14 protein-coding genes are annotated in these 14,844 nt (G+C 71.7%); 8 read left to right on the plus strand and 6 right to left on the minus strand.

The window, feature by feature from the left end; translation table 11 throughout:
- The first annotated feature begins 48 nt into the window (after positions 1 to 48).
- Positions 49 to 507, plus strand: coding sequence for a GNAT family N-acetyltransferase (locus ABZX30_RS09005; RefSeq protein WP_355930699.1), 459 nt, complete (start codon positions 49 to 51; stop codon positions 505 to 507).
- Positions 508 to 559: 52 nt separating this feature from the next.
- Positions 560 to 1,153, plus strand: a complete 594-nt coding sequence (locus ABZX30_RS09010) for a histidine phosphatase family protein (protein WP_355930701.1) — start codon at positions 560 to 562, stop codon at positions 1,151 to 1,153.
- A gap of 21 nt (positions 1,154 to 1,174) precedes the next feature.
- Here the strand turns inward: ABZX30_RS09010 and ABZX30_RS09015 are convergent, their stop codons facing one another.
- Positions 1,175 to 1,621 carry a DUF6314 family protein gene (locus tag ABZX30_RS09015; protein WP_355930704.1) on the minus strand — a complete coding sequence of 149 codons (447 nt, stop codon included), beginning with the start codon at positions 1,619 to 1,621 and terminating at the stop codon, positions 1,175 to 1,177.
- A gap of 137 nt (positions 1,622 to 1,758) precedes the next feature.
- Here ABZX30_RS09015 and ABZX30_RS09020 point away from each other — a divergent pair, with 137 nt between their 5' ends.
- The 6 genes from ABZX30_RS09020 to ABZX30_RS09045 all read left to right on the plus strand — a co-directional run bounded on the left by ABZX30_RS09020 (position 1,759) and on the right by ABZX30_RS09045 (position 9,186).
- Complete coding sequence (locus ABZX30_RS09020) at positions 1,759 to 4,242, plus strand: alpha-L-arabinofuranosidase C-terminal domain-containing protein (protein ID WP_355930706.1); 2,484 nt, start codon at positions 1,759 to 1,761, stop codon at positions 4,240 to 4,242.
- A 119-nt stretch (positions 4,243 to 4,361) separates the two neighbouring features.
- Positions 4,362 to 5,390 carry an N-acetyl-gamma-glutamyl-phosphate reductase gene (gene argC / locus ABZX30_RS09025; protein ID WP_355930709.1) on the plus strand — a complete coding sequence of 343 codons (1,029 nt, stop codon included), beginning with the start codon at positions 4,362 to 4,364 and terminating at the stop codon, positions 5,388 to 5,390.
- A complete protein-coding gene (argJ, locus tag ABZX30_RS09030) occupies positions 5,387 to 6,538 on the plus strand; it encodes a bifunctional glutamate N-acetyltransferase/amino-acid acetyltransferase ArgJ (protein WP_355930712.1) in 1,152 nt (383 codons plus the stop codon). Before argC ends, argJ begins: the two co-directional genes overlap by 4 nt.
- Complete coding sequence (gene argB / locus ABZX30_RS09035; protein WP_355930714.1) at positions 6,535 to 7,446, plus strand: acetylglutamate kinase; 912 nt, start codon at positions 6,535 to 6,537, stop codon at positions 7,444 to 7,446. The genes argJ and argB overlap by 4 nt, the downstream gene beginning before the upstream one ends.
- Entirely contained in the window at positions 7,443 to 8,639 is a 1,197-nt protein-coding gene (locus ABZX30_RS09040) for an acetylornithine transaminase (protein WP_355930717.1), read from the plus strand. Before argB ends, ABZX30_RS09040 begins: the two co-directional genes overlap by 4 nt.
- 7 nt (positions 8,640 to 8,646) lie before the next feature.
- The gene (locus ABZX30_RS09045) at positions 8,647 to 9,186 is read left to right on the plus strand and encodes an arginine repressor (RefSeq protein ID WP_355930720.1); all 540 of its coding nucleotides are present in this window, start codon (positions 8,647 to 8,649) and stop codon (positions 9,184 to 9,186) included.
- 213 nt (positions 9,187 to 9,399) lie between these two features.
- Here ABZX30_RS09045 and ABZX30_RS09050 read toward each other — a convergent pair whose 3' ends face one another.
- From ABZX30_RS09050 to ABZX30_RS09070, 5 genes are all read right to left on the minus strand, one after another.
- Entirely contained in the window at positions 9,400 to 10,191 is a 792-nt protein-coding gene (locus ABZX30_RS09050; protein WP_355930791.1) for an FAD:protein FMN transferase, read from the minus strand.
- 4 nt (positions 10,192 to 10,195) lie between these two features.
- Complete coding sequence (locus tag ABZX30_RS09055) at positions 10,196 to 11,299, minus strand: FMN-binding protein (protein WP_355930723.1); 1,104 nt, start codon at positions 11,297 to 11,299, stop codon at positions 10,196 to 10,198.
- 50 nt (positions 11,300 to 11,349) lie between these two features.
- The gene (locus ABZX30_RS09060) at positions 11,350 to 12,732 is read right to left on the minus strand and encodes a ferredoxin reductase family protein (protein WP_355930725.1); all 1,383 of its coding nucleotides are present in this window, start codon (positions 12,730 to 12,732) and stop codon (positions 11,350 to 11,352) included.
- 61 nt (positions 12,733 to 12,793) lie between these two features.
- On the minus strand, positions 12,794 to 13,336 hold the full coding sequence (locus ABZX30_RS09065; RefSeq protein ID WP_355930727.1) for an FMN-binding protein: 543 nt from the start codon (positions 13,334 to 13,336) through the stop codon (positions 12,794 to 12,796).
- A 13-nt stretch (positions 13,337 to 13,349) separates the two neighbouring features.
- Positions 13,350 to 14,702, minus strand: a complete 1,353-nt coding sequence (locus ABZX30_RS09070; protein WP_355930728.1) for a ferric reductase-like transmembrane domain-containing protein — start codon at positions 14,700 to 14,702, stop codon at positions 13,350 to 13,352.
- Positions 14,703 to 14,844: the final 142 nt, after the last annotated feature.

The raw sequence follows: 14,844 nt of genomic DNA on the forward strand, positions 1-14,844 counted from the left end.
GGGACACATCGTTCGACACCGGCGCCGTCGGCCTGGGAGTCTCCGGCCATGACCGACACACCGGCCCTCCCCGAGGGCTACGAGTTCTCCGCCGACTCCGCGCGCGTCGACGTCGACCGCGTCCACGGCTGGCTGTCCGGCGACGCGTACTGGGCGATCGGCCGCCCCCGCGAGACCCACGAGCGGGCGATGGCCGGCTCGCTGAACTTCGGGGTGTACGACACGGCCTCGGGCGAGCAGGTGGCGTACGCGCGCGCGGTGACCGACGGGGCGACGTTCGGCTGGCTCGCGGACGTGTACGTCGATCCGTCGGTACGCGGCAAGGGCGTCGGGACGGCGCTGGTCGGGGCCGTCCGCGAGCACCTGCGGCCCTACGGGCTACGCCGCCTCCTGCTCGCCACCCACGACGCCCACGGCGTCTACGACAAGCTGGGGTTCCGGCCGCTGGAGCGTCCGGACCGGTGGATGGTGCACGGCTTCGGGCAAGGTCCCGCAGACCCTCGGTAACTGGCGGGTAACGACCCTTGACCCGGATACCGGCGAGGCTCACCATCACCGCATGCAACTTCGGGTCACGTTCGTCGCCGCGGCGCGCAGCGGCCCGCCGCTCGCCGAGCGCTTCGAGGACGACCGGCCGCTGGACCAGGCGGGCTGGGACGAGGTGCTGCGGGCGGCGGGGGAACTGCTGCCGCTGGCGGCGGCCGAGCTGCGCTACTGCTCGCCGACGCCGCGCAGCCGCGCCACCGGAGACGCCCTGGGATACGCCCCGCTGGTGCAGCTCGCCCTGCGGGACTGCGACATGGGCCGCTGGCGCGGGCTCACCCTCGGCGAGGCGATGGCGCGGGAGCCCGAGGCGGTGGACGCCTGGCTCGCCGACCCGCGCTCCACCCCGCACGGCGGCGAGTCACTGCTGGCCTTCATCTCCCGCGTCGGCGGCTGGCTGGACACCCGCCCCGCCGACGGCGGCGGCAGCATCGTCGCCGTCGCCGAGCCCGCCGTGATCCGGGCCGCCCTGGTCTACGTCCTGAAGGCGCCGCCCTCGACCTACTGGAACATCGACGTCCGTTCCCTGTCGGCCACCGCCGTCACGGGCCGCGCCGGCCGCTGGAACCTCCGCTTCGACGGCGTACCGGCGCAGCACACCCGCGCGTGAGCGGCGCGACGACGTACCGGCTCAGCCCGCGCGCGTGCAGTCGGTGGTGAGGACGAGGTCCTTCGCCGGGCCGCCCACCCGCCACACCGTCCGCCAGTGGTCCGCGTCCAGGACGGTGAACTCGCCCCGGTAGAGGTCCGCCGCGCAACGGTGCTCGGCGACGTGGCGTCCGGACGTCAGGTCCAGGTCGTGGAAGGGCCGCCCGTCGGCGAACCGCACGTCCGCCGTGCCCGGCACCGCGCCCGGCAGGAACCGCAGCGTGCGCTCGGCCGGCCGCGGGACGCCCCGCCAGGTGAAGGTGCCGGACTCCTCGTGCAGCAGTCCGCCGCCGGCCAGCGGGCCGAAGACGGTGGTCCCGCGGAACGCTCCCTCGTCGCCGCTCGCCGGATCCCGCACGCTGCGCTCCACGTGCCACCGCCCGGCCAGGTGCGCCAGCACGTCCGCCACGGGCCAGAACAGCACATCCATGCCGCCGACGATACGTCCCGCCCCATTGACGCGCTCATGTCCCCTGCCTAAGTTGCCGTTCGAAGTGTTGACATGTGTCTGACATTTCGAACGACCGCACCGCCTGCAACGCCCGGAACCAGAGCCGCGGAGTATCCATGTCTCGCACCACCCGCAACCGTCTGAGACTCGGCCTCGGAGCAAGCGCTTTCCTCCTGGCCGTCGGTCTCCTCCCCGCCCCCGCGCACGCCGGGGACGTCACCGACTACGCGATCACCGTCGACCCGGCTGCCAAGGGCCCCGAGATCGACGACACGATGTACGGCGTCTTCTTCGAGGACATCAACCGCGCCGCCGACGGCGGCCTGTACGCCGAGCTCGTCCAGAACCGGTCCTTCGAGTACTCCGCCGACGACAACACGTCGTACACCCCGCTGACCGCCTGGACGGTCTCCGGTGGCGCGCGGGTCGTGAACGACTCCGGCCGGCTGGGCGACCGCAACCGCGACTACCTGTCCCTGGACGCGGACGCGTCGGTCACCAACTCCGGATACAACACCGGCATCGCCGTCGGACGGGGCCAGAAGTACGACTTCTCGGTGTGGGCCCGCGCCGCGAGCGGCACCACCCTCACCGTCACCCTCCAGGACGCGGACGGCCCGCTGGCGACGGCCCGCAGGGTGGCCGTGCGGGGCGGCTGGGCCCAGTACAGGGCCACCTTCACCGCGACCCGTACCAGCACCACCGGCCGCCTGACCGTCGCCGCCTCCGGCGCGGCGGCCCTCGACATGGTGTCCCTGTTCCCGCGCGACACCTACAAGCACGAGCCGAACGGCCTGCGCAAGGACCTCGCCGAGAAGGTCGCCGCCCTGCACCCCGGCTTCGTGCGCTTCCCCGGCGGCTGCCTGGTCAACACCGGCTCCATGCAGGACTACAGCGAGGCCTCCGGCTGGCAGCGCAAGCGCTCCTACCAGTGGAAGGACACCATCGGCCCGGTGGAGCAGCGGGCGACCAACGCCAACTTCTGGGGCTACAACCAGTCCTACGGCCTCGGCTACTACGAGTACTTCCGCTTCGCCGAGGACATCGGAGCCATGCCCCTGCCCGTCGTCCCCGCCCTGGTGACCGGCTGCGGCCAGAACAAGGCCGTGGACGACGACGCGCTGCTCGAACGGCACATCCAGGACACCCTCGACCTCATCGAGTTCGCCAACGGCCCGGTGACCTCGGCCTGGGGCAAGAAGCGCGCGCGGATGGGCCACCCCAGGCCCTTCCACCTCACCCACATCGAGGTCGGCAACGAGGAGAACCTCCCCGACGAGTTCTTCGCCCGCTTCCAGCGGTTCCGCGCCGCCATCCAGGCGAAGTACCCGTACATGAAGGTGATCTCCAACGCCGGCCCGGACGACTCCGGCTCCACCTTCGACACGGCCTGGCGGCTCAACAGGGACGCCCGGGTCGACATGGTCGACGAGCACTACTACAACAGCCCGCGGTGGTTCCTGCAGAACAACGACCGCTACGACTCCTACGACCGGGGCGGCCCGAAGGTCTTCCTGGGCGAGTACGCCTCCGGCGGCAACGCCTTCAAGAACGGCCTCGCCGAAGCCGCGTACATGACCGGCCTGGAGCGCAACGCGGACGTCGTCCGACTCGCCTCCTACGCCCCGCTGTTCGCCAACGAGGACTACGTCCAGTGGAGCCCGGACATGGTGTGGTTCAACAACCACGCCTCCTGGGGCTCGGCCGACTACGAGGTCCAGAAGCTCTTCATGAACAACGTCGGCGACCGGGTGGTGCCCTCGACGGCGACCGGCACACCGTCACTGCTCGCCCCCATCACCGGCGCCGTGGGCCTGTCCACGTGGAACACCAGCGCCGCCTACGACGACGTCGAGGTGACCGCCGCCGACGGGACCACGCTGTTCACCGACGACTTCTCCGGCGACGCCGCGAAGTGGACGCACACGGGAACAGGCGGCTGGAGCGTCCAGGACGGGCAGTACGTCCAGACGGACACCGCCGCCGAGAACACCATGGTCTCCGCCGGCGACACCGCCTGGCACGACTACGACCTGCACGTCAAGGCCACCAAGAAGGCCGGCAAGGAGGGCTTCCTCGTCGCCTTCGGCGTCCAGGACACCGGCACCTACTACTGGTGGAACCTGGGCGGCTGGAACAACACCCAGACCGCCGTCGAACAGGCCGTGGACGGCGGCAAGTCCACGCTGATCGCCAAGCCGGGAACCATCGAGACGGGCCGTGCCTACGACGTCGACATCAAGGTGCGCGGCCGGCAGGTCACCCTCTACCTCGACGGCCAGGAGTGGGGGAGCTTCACCGACGACAAGCCGGCCGAGCCCTTCCGGCAGGTCGTGACCCGGGACGCCAGGACCGGTGATCTGATCGTCAAGGTCGTCAACGCCCAGTCCTCGGCGGCGCGTACGGCCATCGACCTGGGCGGTGCCGAGGTGTCCTCCAAGGCCCGGGTGACCACCCTGGCCGCCGCGCCCGACGCGGTGAACACGGAGACGGCCACCCCGGTCGTGCCGGTCACGTCCACCTACTCGGGGGTCGCCGACCGGTTCACGTACACCTTCCCGGCGAACTCCGTCACCTTCCTGCGGATCAAGCAGAGGTAGCCGCGCTCCCCGCCCGCGGGGGCCGCCTGCGCCCCCGCGTGGCTGTGCGGGCCGGCCGGATACGGCATTGCATAAACGTGCAGCGAAACGTATAGTCATGCCATCCAGAGGAGGGTGACATGACGGTACGTGCGGCGGTGGCCGGAGCGAGCGGATACGCGGGCGGAGAGGTCCTGCGGCTGCTCCTCGCGCACCCCGAGGTCGAGATCGGTGCCCTGACCGGCAACTCCAACGCCGGGCAGCGGCTCGGCGCGCTGCAGCCGCACCTGCTGCCGCTGGCCGGCCGGGAGCTGACCGAGACCACACCCGAGGCCCTCGCCGGGCACGACGTCGTCTTCCTGGCCCTCCCGCACGGGCAGTCCGCCGCGGTCGCCGAACAGCTCGGACCCGAGGTGCTCGTGATCGACATGGGCGCCGACTTCCGGCTGAAGGACCCGGCCGACTGGGAGCGGTTCTACGGCTCCCCGCACGCCGGCACCTGGCCCTACGGCCTCCCCGAACTGCCGGGTGCCCGCGCCGCGCTGGAGGGGTCCAAGCGCATCGCGGTACCCGGCTGCTACCCGACGGCCGTCTCCCTCGCGCTCTTCCCGGCCTACGCCGCCCACCTCGCCGAGGCCGAGGCCGTGATCGTCGCCGCCTCCGGCACCTCGGGCGCGGGCAAGGCACCCAAGCCGCACCTGCTGGGCAGCGAGGTGATGGGCTCCATGTCGCCGTACGGTGTCGGCGGCGGCCACCGGCACACCCCCGAGATGATCCAGAACCTCAGCGCGGCGGCGGGGGAGCGGGTCACCGTCTCCTTCACGCCCACCCTCGCGCCGATGTCCCGCGGGATCCTCGCCACCTGCAGTGCGAAGGCGGTCCCCGGCGTGACCGCCGAGTCCGTGCGGGCCGCGTACCAGAAGGCCTTCGCCGACGAGCCGTACCTCCACCTCCTGCCCGAGGGGCAGTGGCCCGCGACCGCGTCCGTCCAGGGTTCCAACGCCGTTCAGGTGCAGGTCGCGTACGACGAGGCGGCGGGGCGCATCATCGCGATCAGCGCCATCGACAACCTGACCAAGGGCACCGCGGGCGGTGCCGTGCAGAGCATGAACCTCGCCCTGGGTCTCGACGAGACCACCGGGCTTTCCACGATCGGAGTCGCACCGTGAGTGTCACGGCAGCCAAGGGATTCACGGCGGCGGGCATCGCCGCCGGGATCAAGGAGAACGGCAACCCGGACCTGGCCCTCGTGGTCAACACCGGGCCGCGCCGCGCCGCCGCGGGCGTCTTCACCTCCAACCGCGTCAAGGCGGCACCGGTGCTCTGGTCCGAGCAGGTGCTGAGGGCCGGGCAGGTGTCGGCGGTCGTCCTCAACTCCGGCGGTGCCAACGCCTGTACGGGGCCGAAGGGCTTCCAGGACACCCACGCCACCGCCGAGAAGGCCGCCGAGGTCCTCGACCGGGGCGCCATCGAGGTGGCCGTCTGCTCCACCGGCCTCATCGGTGTGCTCCTGCCCATGGACAAGCTGCTGCCGGGGGTGGAGAAGGCCGCCGCCCAGCTCTCCGAGCACGGCGGTGAGAAGGCCGCCATCGCCATCAAGACCACCGACACCGTCCACAAGACGTCGGTCGTGACCAGGGACGGCTGGACGGTCGGCGGCATGGCCAAGGGCGCGGGCATGCTCGCACCCGGCCTCGCCACCATGCTGGTCGTCCTCACCACCGACGCCGACGTGGACGACGCCACCCTGGACACGGCCCTGCGGGCCGCCACCAAGGTCACCTTCGACCGGGTCGACTCCGACGGCTGCATGTCCACCAACGACACCGTGCTGCTGCTCGCCTCCGGCGCCTCCGGGGTCACCCCCGAGTACGCGGAGTTCGCCGCCGCCGTGACCGACGTCTGCGCCGACCTGGGCCGGCAGCTCATCGGCGACGCCGAGGGTGCCAGCAAGGACATCAAGGTCGAGGTGGTCAATGCCGCCAGCGAGGACGACGCGGTGGAAGTGGGCCGCTCCATCGCCCGCAACAACCTCCTGAAGTGCGCGATCCACGGTGAGGACCCCAACTGGGGCCGCGTGCTCTCCGCGATCGGCACCACGGGCGCCGCCTTCGAACCCGACCGGCTCAACGTCGCCATCAACGGCGTCTGGGTCTGCAAGAACGGCGGAGTCGGCGAGGACCGTGAGAAAGTCGACATGCGCTACCGCGAGGTGCACATCGTCGCCGACCTCGCCGCCGGCTCCGAGACCGCCACCATCTGGACCAACGACCTCACCGCCGAGTACGTCCACGAGAACAGCGCCTATTCGTCATGAGCAATGTGACCAGGAAACACACCGCCCTGCCCAAGGCCCAGATCCTGATCGAGGCGCTGCCCTGGCTGGTCCGGCACAACGGCAAGACCGTCGTCATCAAGTTCGGCGGCAACGCCATGGTCGACGAGGAGCTGAAGGCCGCGTTCGCCCAGGACGTCGTCTTCCTGCACCACGCCGGACTCAAGCCCGTCGTCGTGCACGGCGGCGGCCCGCAGATCAGCGCCGCCCTCGACAAGCACGGCATCGTCAGCGAGTTCAAGGCCGGCCTGCGCGTCACCACCGAGGACGCCATGGACGTCGTTCGCATGGTGCTCGCCGGGCAGGTGCAGCGCGAACTGGTCGGGCTGCTCAACCAGCACGGGCCGCTCGCCGTCGGCCTCACCGGCGAGGACGCCCACACCATCACCGCCACCCGGCACCAGCCCCGGATCGACGGCGAGCTGGTCGACATCGGGCGGGTGGGCGAGATCACCGAGATCGACACGGGTGCCATCGAGGCCCTGCTCGCCGACGGCCGCATCCCGGTCGTCTCGTCGATCGCCCGCTCCCAGGACGACGGACATGTCTACAACGTCAATGCTGATACGGCGGCTGCGGCACTCGCTGCGGCGCTGGGCGCCGAAACCCTCATGGTCCTCACCGACGTCGAGGGCCTCTACGAGGACTGGCCGAACAGCGACGAGGTGATCAGCCGCCTCACCGCCTCGCAACTGGAGAAGCTGCTGCCGGAGCTGTCCTCCGGCATGGTGCCGAAGATGGAGGGCTGCCTGCACGCCGTGCGGGGCGGCGTGAACACGGCGCGCGTCATCGACGGCCGGGTCCAGCACTCGATCCTGCTGGAGATCTTCACCGACGAGGGCATCGGCACGATGGTCGTGCCCGACGAGCACCAGGGGGAGCCGTCATGAGCAACGAGGAACTGACCGCGCGCTGGCAGGGCGCGCTCATGAACAACTACGGCACTCCGCGGCTGCCCCTCGTGCGCGGCGCGGGCGCGAAGCTGTGGGACGCCGACGGCAACGAGTACCTCGACTTCGTCGGCGGCATCGCGGTCAACGCGCTCGGCCACGCCCACCCCGCCGTCGTCGAGGCCGTGAGCAGGCAGATCGCCTCCCTCGGCCACGTCTCCAACCTGTTCGTCGCCGAGCCGCCCGTCGCCTTCGCCGAGCGGCTGCTGCAGCTCTTCGGCCGGGACGGCAAGGTCTTCTTCTGCAACTCCGGCGCCGAGGCCAACGAGGGCGCCTTCAAGATCGGCCGGCTGACCGGGCGGACCCACATGGTCGCCACCCAGGGCGGTTTCCACGGCCGCACGATGGGCGCCCTCGCGCTCACCGGCCAGCCCGGCAAGCAGGAGCCCTTCCTGCCGCTGCCCGGCGACGTCACCCACGTGCCGTACGGCGACCCGCAGGCGCTGGCCGCCGCGGTCACCGAGGAGACCGCGCTCGTCGTCATCGAGCCGATCCAGGGCGAGAACGGGGTCGTGGTCCCGCCCGCCGGATACCTGAAAGCGGCCCGCGCGATCACCGCCGCCACCGGATCGCTGCTCGTGCTCGACGAGGTGCAGACCGGGGTCGGGCGCACCGGCAACTGGTTCGAGTACCAGGCCCACGAGGGCGTCCTGCCGGACGTCGTGACCCTCGCCAAGGGGCTCGGCGGCGGACTGCCGCTCGGCGCCACCGTCGCCTTCGGCCGCGCCGCCGAACTGCTCCGGCCGGGCCAGCACGGGACGACCTTCGGGGGCAACCCGGTCGCCTGCGCCGCCGGACTCGCCGTGCTCGACACCATCGCGAACGACGGGCTGCTGGAGAACGTCAAGCGGCAGAGCGAGAAGTTGCGCAGCGGGATCGAGGCACTGGGCCACGCGTTGACCGACCATGTCCGGGGCGCGGGCCTGCTCCTGGGTATCGTGCTCACCGAGCCACTCGCGCCCCAGGTGCAGCAGGCGGCTCAGGAGGCCGGTTTCCTGGTGAACGCGCCCGCCCCCGACGTCGTCCGGCTGATGCCACCGCTGAACCTCGGCGACGACGAGGCGGACGCCCTTCTCCGGGCGCTGCCCGGCATCCTCGACGCGGCGCACGGGGACGGACGATCCGGAGAATGAGACGACGATGAGTCAGGCGCAGGACCACGAGCAGCCCGGGGGGCCCGCCGTTCCGCAGACCCGCACCGCCCGCCACCGCCGGATCGTGGACATCCTCAACCGGCAGCCGGTGCGTTCGCAGAGCCAGCTGGCGAAGCTGCTCGCCGACGACGGGCTGAGCGTCACCCAGGCGACGCTCTCCCGGGACCTCGACGAACTGAACGCGGTGAAGATCCGCAACAACGAGGGCGACCTCATCTACGCGGTGCCGAGCGAGGGCGGTTTCCGTACGCCGCGCGCTCCGCTGGGGGAGTCGGCGAAGGAGGAGCGGATGCGGCGCCTGTCGCAGGAGCTGCTCATCTCCGCGGAGGCCTCGGCGAATCTGGTGGTCCTGCGGACCCCTCCGGGGGCCGCGCAGTTCCTCGCCTCGGCGATCGACCAGGCGGAACTGCAGGACATCCTGGGGACGATCGCCGGTGACGACACGTTGCTGCTGATCAGCCGGGAGCCGACGGGCGGGCAGGCCCTGGCGGATCACTTGCTGAGACTGGCTCAGAACGGCCACTGAGCGGGGGGCCGGCCGAGGTGCGCCGACATTGCGGGCGGGCGGGGGCTGATCGCGCGGTTCCCCACGTTCCTCGGGCCGGTGCGGCCGGTCTCCGCCCGGGCGTTCGGCCGACGCAGTGCGGGCGTACGGTAGTCGACCGCGGGTGGCACTCCGCCGACGTGGGCCGGTGAAACCCCCGCCCGAGTGGATACTTCGGCCGGCTGGGAAGCCCGCTCAGCCGAGCCGCGCCGCCAGGCCCCCCGTACAGCGCACCTCGTCCCCCGCCGTGATCAGCAGGGCCTCCACGCCCGGCAGCGACTCCAGCCAGGCCAGCCCTTCCCGGGAGCCCATCGCGAACGCGGCCGTGGCCCAGCAGTCGGCCCAGGTCAGCCGGGGCCCGACGACGGTCACCGCGACGAGGTCCGTGACCGCCGACTTCCCGGTCCGCGGGTCCACGATGTGCGCGCCCCGCTCCGCCGTACCGGACGTGGCCACGGCCAGCTCCTCCACCCCGGCGGAAGAGACCACCGCCGCCAGACCACCGGGCCGCAGCGGGTCCGACACCCCGACCCGCCAGGGCCGGTGCGGCTCGGGCGCGCCGAGCATCTGGACGTCCCCACCGCCGTTGACGCTCACCCCGGTCACCCCGGCCGCCTCCGCGATCCGGCGCGCGCAGCGCTCCGCGGCCCAGCCCTTGACGATGCCGGTCGGGTCCAGCCGCCCCCCGTACGTCATGCTGAACCAGCCGCCGCTCGCCCGCTCCGCCTCGGCTCCGAGTCCGAGCACCTCGGCGACCTCGGGATCGCAGCCCGCCACGGTCACCTCGCCGCGCGCCAGCCGTGACACCTGGCTGTCCTCGCGGTAGGTGCTGAACACCTCGTCGACCCGGTGCAGTCCGGCGATCGCCTCGTCGAGGGCCGCGCGCACGGCATGCGGTTCCCCGCCGCGGACGTCGAAGGAGAAGACCGTCCCCATGACCTCCTCCGCGTGACGCACCACGGCGGGAGCTCCCGGCGATTCCGCCATCGTGTCAGCCACCGGCCTGGTCCAGTGCGGACTGCAGGGACTGTTTGTAGCCGGTGCTGGTGTAGGTCGCGCCCGAGACGGAGTCGATGTCGGCGCTCCCGGCCGCCACGGCTTCCTGGTTGAGCTGGGGCACGGACAGTGCGGTCTTCTGGTCGCTGAGGCCGCCCTTGGGGGCCTGGACCGCCTCGGCCTTGGTGATCTTGCCGTTGGTGACCGTGATCCGGACCTGGACGGGCCCGTACTGGGTCTGGGCGGCCTTGCCGGTGAAGGTGCCGGCGGCCTGCGCGGCACCACCGGAGGACGACGAACCCCCGCCGCTGTGCGCCGACGACGTCTTCACCTGGTCCAGTGCGGACTGGAGGGACTGCTTGTAGCCGGTGCTGGTGTAGGTCGCGCCCGAGACGGAGTCGATGTCGGCGCTCCCGGCCGCCACGGCTTCCTGGTTGAGCTGGGGCACGGACAGTGCGGTCTTCTGGTCGCTGAGGCCGCCCTTGGGGGCCTGGACCGCCTCGGCCTTGGTGATCTTGCCGTTGGTGACCGTGATCCGGACCTGGACGGGCCCGTACTGGGTCTGGGCGGCCTTGCCGGTGAAGGCGCCGGCGGCCTGCGCGGCACCACCGGAGGACGACGAACCGCCGCCGCTCTGCGCGGCCGAGGCCTTCACCTTGTCCAGCGCCGACTGCAGCGACTTCTTGTACCCGGTGCTGGTGTACGTCGCCCCGGAGACCGAGTCGATGTCGGCGTTCTGCGCCGCCACGGCTTCCTGGTTGAGCTTGGGCACGGACAGCGCGGTCTTCTGGTCGCTGGTACCGCCCTTGGGGGCCTGGACCGCCTCGGCCTTGGTGATCTTGCCGTTCGCGACCGTGAGGCGGACCTGGACCGGGCCGTACTGGGTCTGCGCCACGTCACCGGTGACGGTGCTGGTCCCGGCGGCGGCCGCGCCGCCCTGCGGGGACTCCTGCCCCGCCGCCGTCTGCTGCGGGGCCGCGCCGGCCGCCGACGCGGAGGCCGGGTCCGAGGCCGGCTTCAGCGACAGCAGCAGCACGACACCGGACACGGTGGCGGCGGTGGCGAGCACGACGCGCCGAATGGGGTGGCTCTTCCTCATCGTTCCTGGGCTCCTGGTCTTGGCGTGGTGTTCCCGACGGTTCCCGTCGCTCACATCTCGAACGACTCGTGATGGATGCGGCGGGCGGGAACCCCCGCGCCGCGCAGTGCTTCGTACACTCCCTGCGCGAACCCGGGCGGGCCGCACATGAAGACGTCGTGGTTCTCGATGTCCGGGATCTTCCGCTGGAGGTTCTCCGCGGAGATGTCCGGCCGCTCCCCCTCGGGGCTGTTGACCGCGTACATCAGCCGGGCGCCCCGTTCCCTGGCGATGGCGGCCAGCTCGTCCCACAGGGCGAGGTCCTGGGTGGTGTTGGCGCGGTAGAGGAGCGTGATGTCCCCGGCACCGCCGGGCAGCGTCTCGAACAGCGTGCGCATCGGGGTGATGCCCACCCCGCCCGCGACCAGCAGCACCTTGCCACGGCTGCGGCGCTGGGCGGTCATCGCGCCGTACGGGCCCTCGGCCCACACCCGGGTGCCGGGCGTCAGCTCGCGCAGCCGGGCGGTGTGGTCACCGATCGCCTTGACCGTGATCCGCAGCATGTCCGGGCGGGGCGGCGCGGACAGCGAGTACGGGTGGGAGCTGAACCGCATGCCCGGCGCCAGGAACCGCCACCGGAAGAACTGCCCGGCCTCCGCGCCCATCCGGTGCAGCTTCCGCCCGCCGATCAGCACGGACACGATGCCCGGTGTCTCCTCGATGACCGCCTCCACCCGCATGCGGTGACGGAGGTTCAGCCGGATCGGGGTCAGGATCCGGTACCAGACCACCAGCGCCGTGACCGTGCCGTACAGGCCGTACCAGAAGGTCTTCGCGGTCGGCTCCAGGGCGAAGTCGTTGCCGGTGGTGATCTGGTGCCAGAACGTCAGGAACACCGCCCCGTACGTGAGCAGGTGCACGTGGTACCAGGAGTCGTAGGGCATCCTGCGGCGGACCACGCCGATCGAGGTCAGTCCGATGACCACGAACAGGCCCGTGCCGATGGCGGCCTTGCCCATGTCCGGGAGCTGGTTGATGGAGTCGATGGTCTGCTGGACGATGTCGCCGAGCGACTTGCCCGCCTGGAGCGCGTAGCCCCACATGGTGAGGAAGACGTGCGCGAAGACCAGGCAGAGCGTGTAGCGGCCGCTCATCGCGTGCCAGCGGGCCACCCGGTCGGAGCCCACCCGGCGCTCCAGCGCGGGCACCCGGGCCATCTGGAGCACCACCAGGGCCATCAGGTACCCGGCGAGCAGACCGGTGATCCGGCCGGCGTTGAGGATCTTGCCGTTGTCATCGGCGATGGACGGCGTGTTGTGCCACCACAGCCACAGCACGCCCGCCGCGCCCGCCCAGACGGCGATCAGCAGCGGGACGGCCGGGGAGCGGCGCGGACGGATGCGGCGCATCGTCTGACGGCGGGCGGCACGTCCGCCTGCGATCGTGGTGGTCACGGTTCCTCCGTGGGGACTTGACCCTTGGCGCCCACAGGTACGTGCCGTGACGCGGGAGTGTTCAGAAACCCGCCGAATCCAGCGCGGACTGGAGCGACTGGCGGTAACCGTCGCTGGTGTAGGTGGCTCCCGAGACGGTGTCGATGTCCGCGCTCTGCGCGGCCAGCGCCTCGCGGCGCAGCTCGGGTATGGCGTAGCTGTTGATCTCCTGGTCGCGGGGGTTCTCCGTCGGGTAGGTGACCGCGGTCACATCGGTGAGCTTGCCGTTCTTCACGGTGACCCGCACCTGGACGGGACCCCAACGGGTCTGGATCGTGTCACCGGTGGCGGTCTTGGTGCCGGTCGTGCCGGACCCGCTCGACGAAGACCCGCTCGACGAGGACCCGCTCGACGAGGACCCGCTCGACGAGGACCCGCTCGACGACGAGCCCGACCCGCCGGGAGAGGCGCTCGCACTGCTCGACGGCGCCGGGGACGACGCGCTCACGCTGAGGCCGGGACTGTCGTGCGGCTTCAGCGACAGCAGCAGCACCATCCCGGAGACGGTCGCGGCGCCGGCCAGCACGATGCGGCGCAGGGGGCGGTTCTTCTTCAAGGCGTGCACGTGTGTCTCCTGCTCACAGTTCGAACGACTCGTGGTGGATGCGCCGGTCCGGCACCCCCGCGGCACGGAGCTCCCGGTACAGCTCCTGGGCGAAGGCGTGCGGGCCGCAGATGAACACGTCGTGCCGGGCCAGGCCCGGGACCGACGCGGCCAGAGCCTCCGCCGTGAAGTGCGGGCGCTCGCCGTGCGGTCCGTTGAGCGCGTACAGCACCCGCGCCCCGCGCCAGTTCGCGATCGCCTCCAGCTCGCCGCCCAGGGCGAGGTCCTCGGCCGTACGGGCCCGGTACAGGAGGGTGACCTCGCCGGGGAGCGTCTCGAACAGCGCCCGCAGCGGGGTGATGCCGACGCCGGCCGCGATCAGCAGCGACCGCTGGGCGGTGGCCCGGTCGGCGGTCATCGAGCCGTACGGGCCCTCCGCCCACACCCGGGTGCCCGGGCGCAGCAGCGAGACGGCCGCGCTGTGGTCGCCGAGCGCCTTGACCGTGATCCGCAGCAGGTCCTGGCGGGGCGGCGCGGACAGCGAGTACGGCGTCGACGCCCAGCCCATGCCGTCGCCGAGGAACCGCCACCGGAAGAACTGACCCGCCCGCGCGTCCAGCTCGTCCAGCCGCCGCCCGCGCACCACCACCGAGTACACGCCCGGCGCCTCCTTGTGCACGGACTCCACCCGCAGCCGGTGGCGCAGGTTCAGCCGCACCGGAGTGAGGATCCGGTACCAGAGCACCAGCGCCGCCACGCCCAGGTACAGGGCGTACCAGGCGGCCGTGGACAGCGGCTTGCCGTTGAAGTCGTTGCCGAGCGACAGCTGGTGGAAGAAGGCCAGGAAGACGGCGGCGTAGGTGAGCAGGTGCACGTAGTACCAGAACTCGTAGCTGGTGCGGCGGCGCGCGGCCCGCGCGGAGGTGATGCCCACCGCGAACAGGATCACCGTGCCGGCCGTCGCCTTCAGCATGTCCGGGTAGTCCATGACCACGGTGACTGTCTCGTGCACGAGCGAGGCGCGGTCCTGGGCGGCGTACCCGGCCAGGATCAGCACGACGTGCGCGAGGAGCAGGCAGATCGTGTACCGGCCCGCCATCGCGTGCCAGCGGGCCACCCGGTCGGAGCCGATCCGGCGCTCCAGCAGCGGCACCCGGGCCATCAGCCCGACCAGCACCGCGCAGGAGTACCCGCACAGCAGCCCGGCGATCCGCCCGGCTCCGGTCAGCCAGCCCGCGGTGCCGACCACCGAGCCGGTGTCCGTCCACCACAGGGCCAGTACGGCCGCCGCCCCCGCCCAGAGCAGGGCGAGCAACGGGCCCGCCGGGGAACTGCGGCGAGCGGGCACCGCGGGCGGCGCCGTCCGCTGCGCGTACACGGTCGTCATGAGTCGGGTCCTTTCTGCCGTTCGGTACGCAACTGTGCGCGGCGGACCTCTGAGACAGCTCTGAGCAAGCCCTGGATCAGCTCATTCAGAGGAAACTCAGAGCTTCCCCGGACATCGGCCACCCCGGGCAGGGGCGATCCTG

The sequence above is a fragment of the Streptomyces sp. NPDC004542 genome (assembly GCF_040610035.1).
Lineage (GTDB): Bacteria > Actinomycetota > Actinomycetes > Streptomycetales > Streptomycetaceae > Streptomyces.